21 protein-coding genes and 1 other annotated feature are annotated in these 19,378 nt (G+C 57.1%); of the genes, 9 read left to right on the top strand and 12 right to left on the bottom strand.

Annotation, left to right across the window (positions count from 1 at the left end; genetic code table 11):
* Positions 1–25 precede the first annotated feature (25 nt).
* From ACMGG3_RS05170 to ACMGG3_RS05155, 4 genes are read left to right on the top strand one after another with little or no spacing between them, the layout of a single operon-like run.
* A complete protein-coding gene (locus tag ACMGG3_RS05170) occupies positions 26–1,054 on the top strand; it encodes a hemin-degrading factor (RefSeq protein ID WP_044867859.1) in 1,029 nt (342 codons plus the stop codon).
* On the top strand, positions 1,051–1,872 hold the full coding sequence (locus ACMGG3_RS05165; protein WP_063156093.1) for a heme/hemin ABC transporter substrate-binding protein: 822 nt from the start codon (positions 1,051–1,053) through the stop codon (positions 1,870–1,872). Before ACMGG3_RS05170 ends, ACMGG3_RS05165 begins: the two co-directional genes overlap by 4 nt.
* The gene (locus tag ACMGG3_RS05160) at positions 1,872–2,864 is read left to right on the top strand and encodes a FecCD family ABC transporter permease (RefSeq protein WP_414149646.1); all 993 of its coding nucleotides are present in this window, start codon (positions 1,872–1,874) and stop codon (positions 2,862–2,864) included. The genes ACMGG3_RS05165 and ACMGG3_RS05160 overlap by 1 nt, the downstream gene beginning before the upstream one ends.
* Entirely contained in the window at positions 2,857–3,636 is a 780-nt protein-coding gene (locus ACMGG3_RS05155) for a heme ABC transporter ATP-binding protein (RefSeq protein ID WP_041162550.1), read from the top strand. Before ACMGG3_RS05160 ends, ACMGG3_RS05155 begins: the two co-directional genes overlap by 8 nt.
* Here ACMGG3_RS05155 and ACMGG3_RS05150 read toward each other — a convergent pair.
* Positions 3,603–4,526, bottom strand: a complete 924-nt coding sequence (locus ACMGG3_RS05150) for a LysR family transcriptional regulator (protein WP_059305552.1) — start codon at positions 4,524–4,526, stop codon at positions 3,603–3,605. The genes ACMGG3_RS05155 and ACMGG3_RS05150 overlap by 34 nt on opposite strands.
* Positions 4,527–4,666: 140 nt before the next feature.
* Between ACMGG3_RS05150 and ACMGG3_RS05145 the strand changes: the two genes are divergently transcribed.
* Genes ACMGG3_RS05145 through ACMGG3_RS05125 form a run of 5 tightly spaced genes read left to right on the top strand, consistent with a single transcriptional unit; the run spans position 4,667 to position 9,453 of the window.
* A complete protein-coding gene (locus ACMGG3_RS05145) occupies positions 4,667–5,374 on the top strand; it encodes a CoA transferase subunit A (protein ID WP_414149645.1) in 708 nt (235 codons plus the stop codon).
* 2 nt (positions 5,375–5,376) lie between these two features.
* Positions 5,377–6,033, top strand: coding sequence for a CoA transferase subunit B (locus ACMGG3_RS05140; protein ID WP_014169704.1), 657 nt, complete (start codon positions 5,377–5,379; stop codon positions 6,031–6,033).
* A 9-nt stretch (positions 6,034–6,042) separates the two neighbouring features.
* Positions 6,043–7,224 (top strand): acetyl-CoA C-acetyltransferase, encoded by a 1,182-nt coding sequence (locus tag ACMGG3_RS05135; RefSeq protein WP_078773928.1) that lies wholly within the window; start codon positions 6,043–6,045, stop codon positions 7,222–7,224.
* Positions 7,225–7,277: 53 nt separating this feature from the next.
* Positions 7,278–8,672 carry a GntP family permease gene (locus ACMGG3_RS05130; protein ID WP_204274018.1) on the top strand — a complete coding sequence of 465 codons (1,395 nt, stop codon included), beginning with the start codon at positions 7,278–7,280 and terminating at the stop codon, positions 8,670–8,672.
* A 10-nt stretch (positions 8,673–8,682) separates the two neighbouring features.
* Positions 8,683–9,453 (top strand): 3-hydroxybutyrate dehydrogenase, encoded by a 771-nt coding sequence (locus ACMGG3_RS05125; RefSeq protein ID WP_059305549.1) that lies wholly within the window; start codon positions 8,683–8,685, stop codon positions 9,451–9,453.
* A gap of 59 nt (positions 9,454–9,512) precedes the next feature.
* Here the strand turns inward: ACMGG3_RS05125 and selO are convergent, their stop codons facing one another.
* The 11 genes from selO to rplT form a co-directional block, all read right to left on the bottom strand.
* Positions 9,513–10,955, bottom strand: a complete 1,443-nt coding sequence (selO, locus tag ACMGG3_RS05120) for a protein adenylyltransferase SelO (protein ID WP_044867292.1) — start codon at positions 10,953–10,955, stop codon at positions 9,513–9,515.
* A 64-nt stretch (positions 10,956–11,019) separates the two neighbouring features.
* Positions 11,020–11,730, bottom strand: coding sequence for an EAL domain-containing protein (locus ACMGG3_RS05115; protein ID WP_020884402.1), 711 nt, complete (start codon positions 11,728–11,730; stop codon positions 11,020–11,022).
* Between the two features lie 294 nt (positions 11,731–12,024).
* Positions 12,025–12,489: an NlpC/P60 family protein gene (locus ACMGG3_RS05110; protein WP_020884403.1), complete on the bottom strand. Its 465-nt coding sequence runs from the start codon at positions 12,487–12,489 to the stop codon at positions 12,025–12,027.
* A gap of 74 nt (positions 12,490–12,563) precedes the next feature.
* On the bottom strand, positions 12,564–13,319 hold the full coding sequence (gene btuD, locus ACMGG3_RS05105; RefSeq protein WP_020884404.1) for a vitamin B12 ABC transporter ATP-binding protein BtuD: 756 nt from the start codon (positions 13,317–13,319) through the stop codon (positions 12,564–12,566).
* On the bottom strand, positions 13,319–13,870 hold the full coding sequence (locus ACMGG3_RS05100; RefSeq protein WP_014169696.1) for a glutathione peroxidase: 552 nt from the start codon (positions 13,868–13,870) through the stop codon (positions 13,319–13,321). The genes btuD and ACMGG3_RS05100 overlap by 1 nt, the downstream gene beginning before the upstream one ends.
* 33 nt (positions 13,871–13,903) lie before the next feature.
* Positions 13,904–14,884, bottom strand: a complete 981-nt coding sequence (btuC, locus tag ACMGG3_RS05095; protein WP_025204397.1) for a vitamin B12 ABC transporter permease BtuC — start codon at positions 14,882–14,884, stop codon at positions 13,904–13,906.
* Between the two features lie 103 nt (positions 14,885–14,987).
* Entirely contained in the window at positions 14,988–15,287 is a 300-nt protein-coding gene (gene ihfA, locus ACMGG3_RS05090; RefSeq protein ID WP_003857805.1) for an integration host factor subunit alpha, read from the bottom strand.
* A 4-nt stretch (positions 15,288–15,291) separates the two neighbouring features.
* A complete protein-coding gene (pheT, locus tag ACMGG3_RS05085; RefSeq protein ID WP_414149644.1) occupies positions 15,292–17,679 on the bottom strand; it encodes a phenylalanine--tRNA ligase subunit beta in 2,388 nt (795 codons plus the stop codon).
* Positions 17,680–17,694: 15 nt separating this feature from the next.
* Positions 17,695–18,678 (bottom strand): phenylalanine--tRNA ligase subunit alpha, encoded by a 984-nt coding sequence (gene pheS / locus ACMGG3_RS05080; protein WP_020884406.1) that lies wholly within the window; start codon positions 18,676–18,678, stop codon positions 17,695–17,697.
* 62 nt (positions 18,679–18,740) lie between these two features.
* Positions 18,741–18,865, bottom strand: a sequence feature (Phe leader region).
* A complete protein-coding gene (gene pheM / locus ACMGG3_RS05075; RefSeq protein ID WP_001386830.1) occupies positions 18,816–18,860 on the bottom strand; it encodes a pheST operon leader peptide PheM in 45 nt (14 codons plus the stop codon). Its footprint overlaps the feature before it by 45 nt.
* 118 nt (positions 18,866–18,983) lie before the next feature.
* Positions 18,984–19,340: a 50S ribosomal protein L20 gene (gene rplT / locus ACMGG3_RS05070; RefSeq protein WP_000124850.1), complete on the bottom strand. Its 357-nt coding sequence runs from the start codon at positions 19,338–19,340 to the stop codon at positions 18,984–18,986.
* Positions 19,341–19,378: the final 38 nt, after the last annotated feature.

The following is a 19,378-nucleotide window of genomic DNA, read 5'->3' as shown; positions in this document are numbered from 1 at the left end:
GGCCCTTATTCGAAAGGAAGAGACAATGAATCACTACACACGCTGGCTTGCGCTGAAAGAAGAAAATCCGGGTCAATACGCACGTGACATCGCAGGCTTAATGAACATCAGCGAAGCAGAGCTGACCTTCGCCCGCGTGGGCCACGACGCCTGGCGCCTGCACGGCGACATCCGCGAAATCATCGGCGCGCTGGAAGCCGTGGGCGAGACCAAATGCATCTGTCGTAACGACTATGCAGTTCACGAGCAGGTGGGCGCGTTTACGCATCAACACCTTGGCGGCCACGCCGGGCTGGTACTGAATCCGCGGGCGCTGGATCTGCGTCTGTTTCTCAACCAGTGGGCGAGCGCGTTCCACATCAGTGAAACCACCGCCCGCGGTGAGCGTCAGAGCATTCAGTTCTTCGACCTTCAGGGCGATGCCCTGCTGAAAGTTTACACGACCGATAACACCGATATTTCTGCCTGGGGCGACCTGCTTACGCGCTTTATCTTTGCCGATAATCCGCCACTGGCGCTGAAGCATGCCGATGTCCCTGCCCACAACGAAAAGGCTGATGCCGCCCTCGTTGATCAGGAGTGGCGCGCCATGACCGACGTGCATCAGTTCTTCGGCCTGCTGAAGCGCCACAATCTGAGCCGTCAGCAGGCGTTTCGTCTGGTGGGTGACGATCTGGCCTGCAGGGTAGACAACACCGCTCTGGCACAGCTGCTGGAAACGGTCCGCCTGGAGGGGAATGAAATGATGATCTTCGTCGGCAACCGCGGCTGCGTGCAGATCTTTACCGGCGTGGTGGAAAACGTCGTCCCGATGAAAGGCTGGCTCAACATCTTCAACCCAACCTTTACCCTGCATCTGCGGGATACGTCCATCGCCGAAACATGGGTGACGCGTAAACCTACCGCTGACGGGCACGTCACCAGCCTGGAGCTCTTCGCCGCCGACGGGACGCAAATCGCTCAGCTGTACGGTCAACGCAGCGAAGGTGAACCAGAGCAGCGTCAGTGGCGCAGCCAGGTCGACGCCCTGACCCGAAAAGGGCTGGCCGCATGAAAAAATGGCTCGCCCTGCTCTGCGCCCTGCCGCTGGTGACGTTCGCGGCCACACCGCAGAAAATTGTCGCCCTGGGGGGTGACGTGACTGAGATTGTTTATGCCCTTGGCGCGGGATCGTCACTGGTTGCCCGCGACAGCACCAGCCAGTGGCCGCAGGCGGCGAACGCCCTGCCCGACGTCGGCTATTTGCGCCAGCTTAACGCGGAGGGGATCTTATCCATGCGCCCGACGCTGGTGCTGGCCAGTGCTCAGGCGCAGCCCTCGCTGGCGTTAAAACAGGTCGAGGAAAGTCACGTCAGTGTCGTCACCGTTCCCGGCAGTCATGACCTGAGCGTGATTGACGAAAAGGTGCGAGTCATTGCCGAAGCGACGCATCGCGAAGCACAGGGGGACGCATTGCGCGCTACGCTGCGCCAGGCGCTGGCAGCCCTGCCCACCTCGCCACTCGACAAACGGGTGCTGTTTATCCTCAACCACGGCGGGATGACCGCGATGGCTGCCGGACAACAGACCGCCGCGGATGCAGCCATTCGCGCAGCGGGTTTGCAAAACGCGATGCAGGGCTTTACCCGTTATCAGCCGCTGTCCCAGGAAGGCGTAATTGCCAGCCAGCCTGACCTTGTGGTGATTTCGCAGGATGGCGTAAAGGCATTGGGTGGCGAAGCGAATGTGTGGACACTTCCCGGCCTGGCGCAAACGCCGGCGGGACGGAACAGGCAGGTGCTGACCATCGACGATATGGCTCTGCTGGGCTTTAGCGTGCGCACGCCGCAGGCCATACAGCAATTGCGCACCCGGGCGGAGCAACTGCCCTGATGTCCCGACGGATCGCATTGTCGCTGTGGATGCTGGCCGCCATCCTGACGGTCATGACGCTGGCGGCCTCCGGGGCTGGCGCACTGCATCTGCCGGTCAGTCTGCTGTGGCGCGGCAGTGATGAAACCCTGCGTCAGATCTGGCTGACCATTCGTCTCCCCCGGGTCCTGCTGGCGCTGGTCACCGGCGGCTCGCTGGCGCTGGCAGGCTGCGTAATGCAGGGGCTTTTTCGTAATCCGCTGGCGGATCCGGGGCTGCTTGGGATCAGCAGCGGCGCGGCGCTGGCCGTGGCGCTGTGGGTGGTCATTCCCCTCTCGCTCCCTGCGCTGATGATGCTTTACGCTCCCATGATCGCGGCATTTGGGGGTGCGCTGGCGGCCACTTTGGTCATTTTCGTCCTAAGCCAGCAGCGTAACAGCACACTTTCACGGCTGTTACTGGCAGGCATTGCCCTCAATGCCCTGTGCGGTGCGGCAGTCGGCGTGCTGTCATGGCTCAGCAATGATGCCCAGCTTCGCCAGCTCTCCCTCTGGGGCATGGGCAGCCTGGGTCAGGCACAGTGGTCTACGCTGCTGGCCGTCACCTCGCTGATGGTGCCAGGCGTTCTGATTATCTGGCGTCTTGCCTGCGCGCTCAATTTACTGCAGCTGGGTGAAGAAGAAGCGCACTACCTTGGCGTGGCGGTGGCGACGGTACAGCGGATCCTGTTGCTGTGCAGCGCCTTACTGGTTGCCGCCGCGGTTGCCGTCAGCGGGGTGATTGGTTTTGTCGGTCTGGTGGTGCCGCACCTGATACGGATGTGGCTGGGCGCCGATCACCGGGCCGTGATCCCCGGCTCCGTACTGGCCGGGGCGTCGCTGCTGCTGGTTGCCGATACGGTGGCGCGCACGCTGGTCGCACCGGCTGAAATGCCGGTCGGTTTACTGACCAGTCTCTTCGGTGCGCCGTGGTTCCTGTGGCTCATTTTTCGTCGTGGAGGCGCACATGGCTGAACGTTACTGCGCGGAACGTCTTGTTTATCAGGTCGGGCAACGGACACTTATCAACGACGTGTCGCTGGCGTTATCTCCGGGGGAAATGGTGGCGTTGATTGGGCCTAACGGTGCCGGAAAATCGACGTTACTGCGCCTGCTCACGGGCTATCTCACGCCTTCTGGCGGGCAATGCAGCCTGGCGGGTACGCCGCTTGAGGCGTGGCACCCGCAAAAGCTTTCACGCCGCCGGGCAGTGATGCGCCAGAATACGCAGCTCGGTTTCGACTGGCCGGTCGACGCGGTGGTGGGTATGGGCCGCGCGCCCTGGACGCGCTACCCGGAAGCCCCGGTTGTCGAAGCCGTAATGGCGATAACGGGCTGCCTGCCCCTCGCAGACCGACACTTTTCGGCCCTCTCCGGTGGCGAGCAACAACGGATCCAGCTCGCCCGCGCCCTGGCGCAGCTCTGGCATGACGGCGGGCCACGCGGCTGGCTGTTTCTCGATGAACCCACTTCCGCGCTGGATCTTTACCACCAGCAGCATCTGCTGCGGCTGTTGAAATCCCTGACCCGTCAGGGCGATTTTCACGTGTGCGTGGTGCTGCACGACCTCAATCTGGCAGCGCTGTGGGCGGACCGGATCCTGCTGCTGCATAACGGCACGCTGGTTTCTCAGGGCACGCCGGAAATGGTTTTACAGGCCGACGCGCTGGCCCGGTGGTATGGCGCTCAGGTATACGTTGGCCCACATCCGGTTCACGCCTCACCGCAGGTGTTTCTCGCCCCCTGACCGGGCTGATAAAAATCTTTCAGCGTCTTAAGCAGGGCATGCGCCGCTTTTGAAAGCTGCGTATGCCCGGGGTGGATCACGCCGATGCATTTTTCAATCGGCGGGTTATCGAGTGGAATACAGACCGCGCCTAACGAGGTCATCTGCGCCTCACAAAGTGCCGGGACCGCACTGCCGCCCAGACCGCTGGCGACCATTCTGCCCACCGTCACCAGCTGATGGCTCTCCAGCGCCACATCCAGTTTACGACCGCTGCGGGCCAGCTCCTCTTCCATCATCAGACGAACGGCCGAAGGGCGCTGCAGGGTAATGAAATCCAGCGTCAGTAGCGCCTCCCATGACAGGCGTTTTTTGGCTGCCAGAGCGGATGATTTCGGCACAATGGCGACAAATCGATCGAGACCCAACGGCGTAAAAAGCAGGTTATGGGTCGGCGCCGGTTCAAACGCGATCCCCATCTCGACCCGCCCTTCCCGCACCATTTCAATTACCTGCTCGTTGATAACATCGTGCACGGTGACGTTGATCCCGGCGTGGCGATCGCGAAATGCCTTGAGCACCTCCGGCAGGACATTCGCCGCAAATGACGGCATCGCCGCGACTGAGATTTTGCCGCGCTGCAGCGTAAAGCACTGATGCATGGCCTCTTCGGCGTTATCCCAGTCCGCCAGCAGCTGCCGCGCCATCGGTAAAAAGGTTTCCCCCTCCTGCGTCAGCGCCACCTTGCGGGTGCTGCGCTGCAACAGCGGTCCCCCCAGCGCCTCCTCCAGACCCTTGATCGTCAGGCTGAGCGCCGGCTGGGAAAGATTCAGCCGTTCACTGGCATGCGCGAAATTCAGAGTGTGAGCTACCGCTAAAAACGCGCGTAACTGTTTGACACTCATTCTCATTTTTCACCTTGTTAACTAATTGAAAAAATTTAGTTAACAGGAAATTAATAAAAAAACCAAATGAGTGGGTCACAAATTCAAAATTAACAAATGAGTCGCCGCCCCTAATGATACCGGCACGGATAACGGGAGGGATGATTATGGCGGGACTGGATAAGCGCGTCGGCAGCTATGCGCAGGCGCTGGACGGGCTGACGGACGGAATGACATTGCTGGCAGGCGGCTTCGGCCTGTGCGGCATTCCTGAGAACCTGATTGCCGAAGTCAGACGCCGTCAGGTGCAAGGGCTGACGGTGGTTTCAAACAACTGCGGCGTCGATGGTTTTGGTCTCGGGATACTCCTTGAGACGCGCCAGGTACGAAAAGTGGTGGCGTCGTACGTGGGCGAAAACGCGCTGTTTGAGCAACAGGTGTTGAGCGGCGAGCTGGAAGTGGAACTCACCCCACAGGGAACCCTGGCAGAAAAGGTTCGCGCTGGCGGAGCGGGTATTCCGGCGTTTTACACGGCCACCGGCTATGGCACCCCCGTGGCTGCTGGCAAGGAAGTTCGCCAGTTTGCCGGCAAGCATTATGTCCTCGAAAAGGCCATCACCGGCGATTTTGCGCTGATCAAGGGCTGGAAAGCGGACTGGTATGGCAACGTTATCTATCGCCATACCGCGCAAAACTTTAACCCGCTGATGGCCACCGCGGGCCGGATAACGGTGGTGGAAGTGGAAGAGATCGTCGCCCCGGGCGAACTGCCCCCGTCGGCCATTCATACCCCGGGGATCTACGTCGACAGGCTGATTGTCGGCCAGTTCGAGAAACGCATTGAACAGCGCACGCTGCGCGCAGAGGGAGTCTGAAGATGTTAACCCGTGAACAGATGGCCATGCGCGTCGCCCGAGAACTGCGCGACGGTTACTACGTCAACCTGGGGATAGGGATCCCGACCCTTGTGGCGAACTATATTCCGGCGGGAATGGACGTAATGCTCCAGTCTGAAAACGGCCTGCTGGGGATGGGAGCCTTTCCGGATGAGCAGAGCCTTGACGCCGACATGATTAACGCCGGTAAGCAGACCGTCACCGCGAGGATCGGTGCAGCCATTTTCGACTCGGCCCAGTCGTTCGCCATGATCCGGGGCGGTCATGTTGACCTGACCGTACTCGGGGCGTTCGAAGTGGATGTCGAAGGCAACATCGCCTCGTGGATGATCCCGGGCAAGATGGTGAAAGGGATGGGAGGCGCGATGGATCTGGTCGCCGGGGCGCAGAACATCATTGTGGTGATGACCCATGCCGCAAAAAACGGCGAGTCAAAACTGCTGCCGCGCTGCACGCTGCCGTTGACCGGCGCTGGCTGCATCCGTCGGGTGTTAACCGACCTTGCGTTGCTGGAGATTGAAGACGGCGCGTTCATTCTGCGGGAATACGCCCCCGGCGTCAGTATTGACGACATCGTCAGTAAAACAGCCGGGAAAATCATCGTGGCGGACGACGTGCGCGAGATGCGCTTCAACTGAGGAGTGAACATGAATGAGGTCATGATTGTCGGGGCCACGCGAACCCCTGTAGGCAGTTTTCGCGGATCGCTCTCCTCCCTTTCCGCGGTTGAACTGGGTGCCGTAGCGGTTCGTCGCCTGCTCGAGAACAGCCAGCTGTGCGCAGATCAGGTAGACGAACTGATTTTCGGTCAGGTGCTGACGGCAGGGTGTGGACAAAACCCCGCCCGTCAGACCGCTCTCACGGCCGGATTGCCCGTCAGTACGCCCGCAACAACCGTCAATCTGGTGTGCGGTGCCGGCTTAAAAGCGGTGCAGCTCGCCGCGCAGGCTATCCGCTGCGGCGATGCCGACGTGGTTATCGCTGGCGGCCAGGAGAGCATGAGCAATGCCCCTTACCTGCTGGACGGTGCGCGGTCAGGGTTGCGTTTTGGTCATACAGGGTTGCAGGACAGCATGATAACGGACGGCCTGTGGGACGCATTTAACGATTATCACATGGGCATCACCGCGGAAAACGTTGCCCGCCAGTATGGCATCTCCCGCGAGCAGCAGGACGCTTTTGCCGCCCGGTCGCAGCAAAAAGCGGCGTCGGCCATTGAGCACGGTCTGTTTGACGCGGAGATGGCTCCGGTCACGGTGAGCGAGGGTAAAAAGCCGCCGCGCCTGGTCAGCAGTGATGAACAACCCCGGCCGGGAACCACCGCTGAGCAACTCGCTCAGTTGCGCCCTGCCTTTCGTCGTGAAGATGGAACGGTCACGGCGGGTAATGCCTCAACCCTGAACGATGGTGCCGCTGCGGTGCTGTTGATGAGCGGTGAAAAAGCGCGGGAAAGCGGGTTACCGATCCTGGGACGGATCGTGAGTTATGCCGTGACCGGCGTTGATCCATCGGTGATGGGCATCGGGCCGGTCAGCGCCTGCCAGACGGCTCTGGCCCGGGCAGGCTGGGCGCTGGATGAGGTGGACGTCATTGAAGCGAATGAAGCCTTTGCCGCACAGGCGCTGGCCGTTGGCAAACTGCTCGGCTGGGATGAACGTAAGGTGAACGTAAACGGTGGTGCGATTGCGCTTGGCCACCCCATCGGCGCCTCTGGCTGTCGGATCCTCGTCACGCTGCTGCATGAGATGCAACGCCGCGACGCGAAAAAAGGGCTCGTCACCCTGTGTGTGGGAGGGGGGCAAGGCATTGCATTAACCCTTGCGCGCTAACCGCGCCCGGACATCTCGTTGGTACCCGAATATAACAATGATAGTGAGGAGTCATAATGAGTGTGTTGATTGCCCTGGCGGCGCTGGCATTGCTGATGCTTGCGGCCTATCGCGGATACAGCGTTATTCTGTTTGCCCCCATCGCGGCGCTGGGTGCCGTGCTGCTGACCGATCCGGGGGCCGTCGGCCCGACGTTTACCGGTCTGTTTATGGAAAAGATGGTCGGCTTCGTCAAGCTCTACTTCCCGGTGTTCCTGCTGGGTGCCGTGTTTGGCAAGCTGATTGAGCTTTCCGGTTTCTCACGCGCTATCGTCGCTGCAGCGATCCAGATCCTCGGGCGCCGCCATGCGATTCCGGTCATTGTGCTGGTGTGTGCATTGTTAACGTACGGCGGCGTTTCGCTCTTCGTGGTGGCGTTTGCCGTCTATCCTTTTGCCGCCGAACTGTTCCGCCAGAGCGGCATCCCCAAACGTCTTATCCCGGCGACCGTGGCTCTGGGGGCGTTCTCGTTTACCATGGACGCCCTGCCCGGTACGCCGCAGATCCAGAACATTATCCCCACCAGCTTCTTTGGCACTAACGCCTGGGCCGCGCCGTGGCTTGGGCTGATTGGCTCGCTGTTTATCCTCTGTTTTGGCCTGCTCTGGCTGGAGCGTCAGCGGCGAAAGGCGCTCAACAACAATGAGGGTTACGGTTCCGATCTGAAAAATGAACCTGAAACGCCGGACAACATTAATCTGCCCCATCCGCTGATCGCCATTTCCCCTCTGCTGCTGGTCGGGATCCTCAACCTGCTGTTTACCCGCTGGATCCCCGGCTGGTACGGGACGCAACATGAGCTTATCCTGCCCGGACTGGCGAAGCCGATTGTCACCGAGGTCAGCAAAATCACCGCCATCTGGGCCGTGGAAGCGGCGCTGATCGCGGGTATTGTCATGGTACTGCTTTTTGGATTTCGCAATATCCGGGGACGGCTGGCAGAAGGCAGCCGGACGGCGGTCAGCGGCGCCATTCTGGCGGCAATGAATACCGCATCTGAATACGGTTTCGGGGCGGTGATCGCTGCGCTGCCCGGTTTTCTGGTCTTATCCAAAGCGCTCGCCGCTATCCCGAACCCGTTGCTCAACGAAGCCATCAGCGTGACCGTGCTTGCCGGGATCACCGGTTCGGCGTCGGGCGGGATGAGCATCGCCCTTGCGGCCATGGCCGATACGTTTGTCGCGGCCGCCCACGCAGCCAATATCCCTCTGGAGGTTCTCCACCGCGTGGCCTCGATGGCCAGCGGCGGCATGGATACGCTTCCCCATAACGGGGCCGTGATTACGTTGCTTGCCATTACGGGTCTGAGCCATCGTCAGGCGTATGGCGGCATTTTCGCTATCACCCTCATCAAAAGTCTGGCGGTGCTTTTTGTCATTGCCGTGTTCTATCTCATCGGCATTGTGTAAGGAGAATAAAATGAATCTGAACGGTAAAACCGCACTGGTGACCGGCTCGACCAGCGGTATTGGACTTGGGATCGCTGGCGTGCTGGCGAAGGCTGGCGCGCAGTTGATTCTTAACGGTTTCGGCGACAGTGAATCGGCAAGAGACGATATCGCGAAACGGGGTAAAACGCCGGGCTATCACGATGCGGACCTGCGTGACGTCCAGCAGATTGAAGCCATGATGCACTACGCCGAAACCCGGTATGGCGGAGTCGATATTCTGATCAACAACGCCGGTATACAACACGTCGCACCTGTTGATGCGTTCCCGGTGGAGAAATGGAACGACATTATCGCCATCAACCTCTCTTCCGTCTTTCACACCAGCCGGCTGGCGCTGCCTGCGATGCAGGCAAAAAACTGGGGGCGCATCATTAATATCGCCTCCGTGCATGGGCTGGTCGCTTCGAAAGAGAAATCCGCCTATGTTGCCGCTAAGCATGGCGTGGTGGGCTTTACCAAATCCCTGGCGCTGGAGACCGCCCGCACAGGTATTACCGCCAATGCCATCTGCCCGGGCTGGGTGCTGACCCCGCTGGTGCAGCAGCAAATCGACAGACGTATTGCCGATGGCGTCGCACCGGATGTCGCTCGTGAGCAACTGCTGGCAGAGAAACAGCCCGCCGGTGAGTTTGTTACGCCGGAACAGCTAGGCGAGCTGGCGTTGTTTTTGTGCAGTGACAGCGCCGTACAGGTCCGCGGCGCCGCCTGGAATATGGATGGCGGATGGGTCGCACAGTGACCGCGGTATCGGCATAAAAAAACCTGGCACCGCAAGGTGTCAGGTTTTGTCCGCCCGGACTAGCTCGAACAGCTCACTTCCAGGCGTTTTCCCCAGTCCGGCGGACGGCTGACATAGTCGTCATCACGGTCAGCAAACGGCGTACGCAGAGCCACATGCAGGCGATGTAATTCGTCATACTCCCCCTGCTCTGCCTGTTCAATGGCCCGCTGCGCCAGCCAGTTGCGCAAAACCATCGCCGGGTTCGCCGCGTTCATTTGCGCCTGCCGGGTTGCGTCGTCGACTTGCTCTTGCTGCAACCGCGCACGGTAAAGCGCAAACCAGTCGTCAAAGCCCTGCCTGTCAATGAACTCGTCGCGCAGCGGTGAGGCACAACTGTGTTGCTCAGTCTGGCTCAGCATCCGGAAGGTGCGGGTGTAATCGCTGCCTTCACGTTCCATGAGGGCAAACAGAGCGTTCAGGATGTCGTTATCGCCCCTCTCCTGCGTCACCAGCCCCAGCTTGTTGCGCATCAGCACGCCGTATTCGCGCAGTAAAATGTCCTGGTAGCTGTCGAGCGCATCATTCAGGGCATCAACGTCGATAAACGGCGACAGAGTTTGCGCAAGGCGCTGCAGGTTCCACAGGCCAACAGCCGGCTGATTGTCGAAACTGTAACGTCCCTGATAGTCAGAATGGTTGCAGATGTACCCCGGCTGATAGTCATCAAGGAAGCCAAACGGACCGTAATCAAAGGTCAACCCGAGAAGCGACATGTTGTCCGTGTTCATCACCCCATGGGCAAACCCGACCGTCTGCCAGCGGGCAATCATGGTTGCGGTACGGGCTACCACATCGCGGAACCAGAGAATGTACTTATCGGCCTCGTCCTGGAAATGAGACCAGTGATGACGAATGGCATAATCCGCAAGCTGGCGGACTTTTTCCGGCTCACGACGATAATAAAAGTGTTCAAAGTGGCCAAAACGCAGATGGCTTTGCGCAACGCGCATAAGCATCGCCCCTTTTTCCATCGTTTCACGCGCCACCGGGGTGTCACTGGTTACAATCGACAGTGCGCGGGTGGTGGGGATCCCCAGCGCATGCATCGCTTCGGATGCCAGACATTCGCGAATAGTCGAACGCAATACCGCGCGCCCGTCGCCCATTCGCGAGTAAGGGGTTAGACCGGCCCCCTTCAGGTGCCAGTCCACCGTCTCTCCGTTGGGCAGCCGTTGTTCGCCCAGCAGGATCCCCCGGCCATCGCCCAGTTGTCCTGCCCAGACGCCAAACTGATGTCCGCTATAGACCTGAGCCAGAGGCTGCATACCGGCAAGCAGCGTTTCGCCTCCCCAGACGCCAGCGCCGTCGGCGGGCTGAAACATCTCAGGTGGAACAGCCAGCTCATCTGCCAGCCGATCGTTATGCCAGATAAGACGGGAATTTTGTAACGGTGTGGGTTTGAGTGCGGTATAAAAACCCGGCAACTCGTCATGCCAGTGAGCAGTAAAAGACAGGGTCATAGGTCCTCCTGCTTTTAGTGTAGAGGGTTTACCCGGACTTAAACACGGGCGAAAGAGAGGGTTATCACTGAACGAGCGTGGTGACGTGCTCTGCAGAGACGGCCGGCCAGAGCGCCCCCTGCATTGCGCCAAAGTTAAAGGACAAGACGCGCTGCAATAAACCGTGGTCATCAATGCCGCCGACGAGCACGGACTGACAGTGAGGCGTTATTTGCCAGAGGATTGCGCGCATAAAAGGCTCAAAAGAGAGTTCAGAAGCACGCTGCTGGATAAATCCCTTGTCGAGAATGACCCGTTTAAACAATCCATCATAAACGGCTTTCAACGACGCGGCGCCTGCGCCAAAGTTTGCCAGCACCAGCGGAAAATGGATTGCCATTCTCGCCAGTTGCAGATCGTCCTTCCCGTTATTTAAACCTGGATAATTCTCATTAACAGTAAACTCAAGAAACGGATAACGCTCAAGTATTGAAACAGCGTTCCCATTACTTAATAAAAATTCAACAATTACAGGTGTAATATTGATCCATGCAATTAACTGATGCTGAATAAAAAACAGTTTACAGGTATCAAGCAATTGCAATTTCTCGTTAAACAACGCTAACTCTTCTTCAGCCGAAAGCCGCGGGATAACGAGTTCGGTGGGGATCCGAACGTGGGTACCGACGCCAGTAAAGTTAACCAGAACCTCTAAACCTTTAAGCTCGCCGGCGCTATTACGGGCAGGCAGAAGCATCAGTTCAGACTGGTAAGCATTATCTAGCGTAATAATCATTGCACTCGCCCCGCATTAAAGATGAGAGAGGACATCCTGGAGCAATTGCCGACACAATTCCACTGTCTTGATTTTAATAAGATTAATTTCATTAGTTCCGTATTATTTTTCAGATTTATCCCTGAATCTAAAATAATCTTATCCTGGTTACTCAGTAATAGCCAGTTTTAGATAAAACAGACACCTGAGGAGATAAGTCATTTTTCGTAAATTTAACTTTAAACCTCTTATTTGAGAAAAAATGGCATGATTTATTAGTTATCATGCCATCATAAGAGACTGCTCTTTGACAGACTAAATACGTCGTGCCTGCCAGAAGTTTTTACGCCAGTAAACATTATCGAGCGACGAGCGCATCACCCCACGACTGGTCGAGGCGTGAATAAACTGATTATCGGTATCATAAATACCGACGTGAAGCCCACTGTCACCCGAGCCGGTTTTGAAAAAAACCAGGTCGCCGGGCAGCAAATCATCTTTATCGATTTCCGTGCCAATTTCCGCCTGTTTGCGCGTTTCGCGCGGAAGCTGTAAATCAAACTTATCGCGAAACGTCATCAGAACAAAGCCAGAACAATCTACGCCCCCACGGCTCATGCCGCCATAACGATAGGGCGTGCCGCGCCAGTTGCTCAGCTGATCGTTAAGGCTGGCAATGACGGTAATAGAATCTGAAAGCCGCGGGTTAGGCGGCGGCGCACGATGGCTACTGCATCCCGCAAGAAATAACGCGGCCATCAGGAGAAACCAGAATCGCATTTTCAGACGAATCCTCTGCTTTTTTTGTTCTTTTCGTAATTTAGCGTGCAACGGCGTTAACAGGCAAGAAACGGTTACGCCTGCGCGGTAGAAATCAGCATCTTATGCCCTTCTATATCCAGCCTGCGGAAAGACATATTGTACGCGCGGGCAAGATTTGGCGGCGTCAATACCGCATCGCGCGTGCCGCTGGCAATCATCTTTCCTCGCGCCAACAGCCACACCCGGTGGGCATGACGCAGCGTATGGTTCAGGTCATGACTGCTCATGACCACACCGATCCCTTTTCTGCTCAGGGAGCTTAACAGGGTGTCCAGCGCGGCCTGCTGTGCCACATCCAGACCGCTCATCGGTTCATCCAGAAGCAGCAGTCTGCCATGTGGATTGCCGGCCGGGTGAATCTGCAAAATGACGGCCGCCAGACGCACGCGCTGCCACTCGCCCCCCGAAAGCTGGCTGGCATGCCGGGACAGTTTATCTTCTAGCCCTAATCCCGCCGCCACCTCAGTGAGCAGCGACGTATGCTGTTTATCGTGCAGATGCAGCATCAGGTAGTGCCAGACGGGCATCGCAAAGGGCGGGACCTGCTGCTGCACCAGATAGCTGCGCCTGTGCGCCAGTGAGACTGGCGACCAGTCAGCAAGGTTATGCTCCAGCAGGGTTATCTCCCCCGCGCCGGCGGTCAGCCCCGCCATGCGCGCCAGTAAGGTGCTCTTTCCTGCGCCGTTCGGCCCGACAAGATGCAGGATTTCGCCTGCATTGATGGCACCGGTTATCGGCTCCAGACGCCCCGTATCGGCGACGTCCGTGAGCTGCATCAGCAACGTCATTATTTCGCCAGCGCCAGCTTGATAGACTCCATCACAATCGGATCTTCAGGCGTCATGTCCGGTGAAAAACGCTGCACCACCTGTCCGTCACGACCAATAAGGAATTTTTCAAAATTCCACAGGATATCGTCCGGATAGAGCGGCGCGCGTCCTTTACTGGCCATGCGCTCATAAAAACCGCTGCCTTCCGGCGCAACGGCGGTCGGCGCGGCCGCCACCAGCTTCGCATACAGGGGATGGCGATGTTCACCGTTAACGTCGATTTTGCTGAACATCGGGAACGTCACACCGTAGGTGGTGCTGCAAAACGTTTTGATTTCGTCTTCGCTGCCCGGCTCCTGGCCCAGGAACTGGTTGCACGGGAAGCCCAGCACGGTGAAACCGTCTTTCTCCCAGGCTTTTTGAATGTTTTCCAGCTGCTCGTACTGTGGCGTCAGGCCACATTTGGAGGCCACATTCACGATGAGCAGCACGTTGCCTTTATAGCTTTCCAGTGTGGTTTTCTCACCCTCAATGGTGGTCACTTCGGTATTCAAAATATCAGACTGCATAGCATTCCCTCAGGTTATCTTACGGGTAGTGATTTAACGTCCGGATTTTAATAGTAGCCAGATAAATACCGGCGCGCCCAGCGTGGCGGTCACCACGCCTATTGGCAGCTCAGCGGCTGTCAGGGCGAGCCGGGCGATGATATCCGCCACCAGCAGCGTTACCGCCCCGGCAACCGCCGAGGCCGGCAGTAAGGTTCGATGGTCGGTGATACCGCACAGACGCAGCATGTGCGGGATAACCAGCCCAATAAAGCCAATCGCCCCGGCCAGTGCCACGCTCACACCAACCAGCCAGCCAATGGCAATGACCAGCACGTTACGCCAGAAGCCTATCGGCATGCCAAGCTGGCGGGCCGAGGTTTCCCCCAGCGCGAGAATATTCAGCGGCTGTGCCTGCAGGCCTGCCCACAGCAAGACCGGTATCAGCAGGGCCATCAGCCAGCCCTGGCGCCAGTCTACGCCCCCGAAGCCGCCCATCATCCAGTACATCAACTGACGCAAGTCAAAGGACGTGGAGAAGTACACCGCCCAGGTCATCAGTGCGCTACAGATGATCCCCAGTGCCACCCCGGCAAGCAGCAGCCGGCTGGTTGATAAGTGCCGTCTGGCAAAGCGCAAAAGGATTACCGTTATCAGCAACGCGCCAATAATGGCGCTGAGGCTAATCCCCCATGAGGAGAGTTCCCCCCCGCCCAACATCACCGCCGCCACCAGCCCTACGCCCGCGCCATTCGATACGCCGAGCAGCCCGGGCTCCGCCAGCGGGTTATCAAATAATGCCTGCATAATGGTGCCGCACAGTGCCAGCGCGGCACCCACCAGGATCACTGCCAGCGTGCGCGGCAGACGGATTTGCCAGACGAAAAGCTGCCCCTCAGGCTCAAACCAGTGTTCAGGCCCTATCCACTGTTCCCCGGCGCACAGGCTAACGCCTGCGGTAACAATGAGCAGCAGCACGAGCAAAAGCAGGTGTCGTTGATCTAAACGGTGCTGGCGATGGGCATAATCAAGCATGGACATGGTTTTAGTAGCGTGTGATGTAATTGATTTTACGGCGGGTTTGCCAGAGAGCGCAAAGAAAAAAGGCCGCGTGAGCGGCCTTTTTAGTTAGTTCATATTACTCTGCTTTGGGCGTTGCGTTTTCGACACGGCTTTTTAACTTCTGGCCGGGTCTGAAGGTCACCACGCGGCGGGCTGTAATCGGAATATCTTCCCCCGTCTTTGGGTTACGGCCCGGACGTTGGTTTTTGTCACGCAAATCAAAATTGCCAAAACCGGAGAGTTTTACCTGCTCACCATTTTCAAGAGCACGACGGATCTCTTCGAAAAACAGCTCTACCAGCTCTTTGGCATCTCGTTTGCTAAGCCCAAGCTTATCAAACAGATATTCTGACATTTCAGCTTTTGTAAGCGCCATAGGTTCAATCCCTCAATGATGCCTGGAATCGCTCTTTTAATGCCTCTACACATTTGGCGACGGTAGCGGCAATCTCCTCTTCTTCGAGTGTACGGCTGGTATCCTGAAGGATAAGGCTAATAGCGAGGCTCTTGAAACCTTCTGCTACGCCCTTGCCGCGGTACACGTCAAATAAGTTTACGCCAACTACCTGATTTACGCCAACTTTCTTACATTCGGCCAAAATATCTGCTGCGGGCACATTTTCCGCGACCACAACCGCGATATCACGGCGGTTTGCCGGGAAGCGTGAGACGTCGCGGGCCTGAGGAATAACGCGGTCTGCAACCGGGCTCCATTCCAGCTCGAACACGATGGTACGGCCGTTCAGGTCCAGCTTGCGCTCCAGCTCAGGATGAACAACGCCAATGAAACCAATGCGTTTGCCGTCTAAATAGATAGCCGCGCTCTGGCCTGGATGCAGCGCAGGGATCGCTTCTGCACGGAATTCAATTTCAGATAATTTACCGGTCAGATCGAGAATTGCTTCCAGATCTCCCTTCATATCGTAGAAATCAACCGTGCCTTTTGCCAGGTCCCAGTGCTCTTCGTAACGGTTACCGCTGATGGCACCAGCCAGCATGAGATCCTGACGGATGCCTAAATTTGCCTGATTATCCGGTACAAAGCGTAAACCACTTTCGAAAATTCGCACGCGGTTTTGCTGACGATTCTGGTTGTAAACGATAGTCCCCAGCAGACCGGTCCACAGGGACAGGCGCATCGCGGACATTTCGCTGGAGATTGGGCTTGGCAGGATCAGCGCTTCCTGGCCCGGATGGATCATCTGCTGCAGTTTTGGATCAACAAAGCTGTAGGTGATCACTTCCTGATAGCCTTTGTCGTTCAGCATGGTTTTCACACGCTTAAGAGACAAATCTGCTTCACGGTGACTTCCCATCACCAGACCCGCCTGAACAGGCTCATCCGGGATGTTGTTGTAGCCGTATACGCGAGCCACTTCTTCCACCAGATCTTCTTCGATCTCCATGTCGAAACGCCAGGATGGCGCAACGGCTTTCCACTCGTCCTGCCCTTCGGTCACATCACAACCCAGGCGGCGAAGGATATCGCTGACCTGTGCGTCAGAAACATGGTGACCAATCAGACGATCCAGCTTGCTACGACGCAGGGTAATGGTCGCACGCTTCGGTAACGTCGCTTCGTGGGTGACGTCGATAACCGGGCCCGCTTCACCGCCGCAGATGTCGATCAGCAGACGCGTCGCACGCTCCATCGCTTTGTGCTGCAGTGCCGGATCGACGCCACGCTCATAACGGTGAGAGGCATCGGTATGCAGGCCGTGACGACGTGCGCGACCGGTGATAGAAAGCGGGCTGAAAAACGCACACTCCAGCAGAACGTTTTGCGTTTCATCGTTTACACCGGAGTGTTCACCACCAAATATACCGCCCATCGCCAGCGCTTTAACGTGATCCGCGATCACCAGCGTATCAGCATTCAGTTTTGCTTCGCTGCCGTCGAGCAGAACCAGGGTTTCGCCCTCTTTCGCCATACGCACTACAATACCGCCTTCGATACGATCTTTATCGAACGCGTGCATCGGCTGACCCAGCTCCAGCAGAACATAGTTGGTCACGTCAACGACGGCGTCGATAGAACGAATACCACAGCGACGCAGCTTCTCTTTCATCCACAGCGGGGTTGGCGCTTTTACGTTGATGCCTTTCACCACACGACCAAGGTAGCGTGGGCACGCGTCAGCGGCTTCAACCTGAATCGGCAGTGTGTCACTGATGGTAGCGTCAACCGGTATGATTTCCGGTACGTTCAGTTCAGTCTGGTTCAGCACGGCCACATCGCGGGCCACGCCGATAATGCCTAAGCAGTCCGCACGGTTTGGCGTCACGCTGATTTCAATGGTGTTGTCATCAAGTTTCAGGTATTCGCGGATGTCGGTACCAATAGGCGCATCAAGCGGCAGCTCAATGATGCCATTGTGATCGTCGGAAATACCCAGCTCAGAGAACGAACACAGCATGCCTTCAGACGGCTCACCGCGCAGTTTCGCTGCTTTAATTTTAAAATCGCCCGGCAGTACAGCCCCCACGGTCGCCACGGCCACTTTCAGGCCCTGACGGCAGTTTGGCGCGCCGCAGACGATATCCAGCAGGCGATCGCCGCCTACGTTAACTTTTGTCACACGCAGCTTGTCAGCGTTAGGGTGCTGACCGCACTCAACCACTTCGCCCACAACGACGCCATTGAAAGCGCCAGAAACCGGCTCAACACCGTCAACTTCCAGACCCGCCATGGTGATCTGGTTGGAAAGCGCTTCGCTATCAAGCGTGGTGTTCACCCATTCGCGTAACCACAGTTCACTGAATTTCATTGTTCTGTCCTGCCCTTATTTAAACTGTTTGAGGAAACGCAGATCGTTTTCGAAGAATGCACGCAAATCGGTCACGCCATAGCGCAGCATTGTCAGACGCTCCATGCCCATACCGAACGCAAAGCCGGAGTAGACTTCTGGATCGATACCCACGTTGCGCAGAACGTTTGGATGCACCATGCCGCAGCCCAGCACTTCCAGCCATTTGCCGTTTTTACCCATCACGTCAACTTCCGCAGACGGTTCAGTGAACGGGAAGTAGGACGGACGGAAACGAACCTGCAGGTCTTCCTCAAAGAAGTTGTTCAGGAAATCGTGCAGCGTACCTTTCAGGTTGGTAAAGCTGATGTTCTTATCAACAATCAGGCCTTCCATCTGATGGAACATCGGGGTATGGGTCTGATCGTAGTCGTTACGGTACACGCGGCCCGGTGCGATGATGCGGATCGGGGGTTCCTGTTCCTTCATGGTACGGATCTGAACGCCCGAGGTCTGAGTACGCAGCAGACGGGTGGCGTCGAACCAGAAAGTGTCGTGGTCAGCACGTGCCGGATGATGGCCTGGAATGTTGAGGGCGTCGAAGTTGTGGTAATCATCTTCGATTTCCGGGCCAGTCGCCACGGTAAAGCCGAGCTCACCGAAGAAACTTTCAATGCGATCAATGGTGCGGGTAACCGGATGCAGGCCACCATTTTCAATACGGCGACCCGGCAGGGAGACATCGATAGTCTCTGCCGCCAGACGCGCATTCAGCACCGCGCTTTCCAGCTCAGCTTTGCGCGCGTTCAGTGCCTGTTGCACCTGCTCTTTGGCTTCGTTAATGACCGCACCCGCTGCCGGGCGTTCCTCTGGCGGCAGTTCACGCAGGGTTGTCATTTGAAGGGTCAAATGCCCTTTCTTACCGAGATATTCGACGCGGACATTGTCTAACGCGGCAACATCTGAGGCCTGATTAATGGCGGCTGTTGCACTGGCAACCAGCTCTGCGAGATGTGACATGATTTTCCTCATTATGTCGGTGCAGACACCGATTTGGTGGAGTTATTCTCTCGAATTTAGACACAAAAAAAGCCTCCATCAGGAGGCTTATCTGGCGCTGTTTTTCGTTTCATCTTTCACGCGCTAGCCTCCTGAATTCAGGTGCTAAAGTAAAAGAAGAAGCGGAAAATAGCAGCATTCATGCTTGCGTTACCTTGTGTGGTAAAAAACCGTTAAGACCTTATTGAAAAGGTTGCACGGGTAAAAGTCAATCTTCTGATGGTGTTAAATGAAAAGAGGGAGCGAAGCCCCCTCTTTCAACTGGCTTATGCCAGTGCTGCTTTCGCTTTTTCGACCAGAGCGGTGAACGCTACTTTGTCGAATACTGCGATGTCAGCCAGGATCTTACGGTCGATTTCAACAGAGGCTTTTTTCAGGCCGTTGATGAATTTGCTGTAAGAAATACCGTTCTGACGTGCTGCTGCGTTGATACGCGCAATCCACAGTTGACGGAACTGACGCTTACGTTGACGACGGTCACGGTAAGCGTACTGACCTGCTTTGATAACAGCCTGGAAGGCAACGCGGTATACGCGTGAACGCGCACCGTAGTAGCCTTTAGCTTGTTTCAAAATTTTCTTGTGACGTGCACGTGCAATTACACCACGTTTTACGCGAGCCATATGTGCTCTCCTGTATCTATATTCTTAGTAAAAAATTA

Origin of the sequence: Enterobacter sp. BNK-18 (assembly GCF_047456135.1) — a bacterium.
In the GTDB taxonomy this organism is placed as follows: Bacteria; Pseudomonadota; Gammaproteobacteria; order Enterobacterales; family Enterobacteriaceae; genus Enterobacter; species Enterobacter ludwigii.
This window is presented reverse-complemented; position numbering and strand designations above follow the sequence as displayed.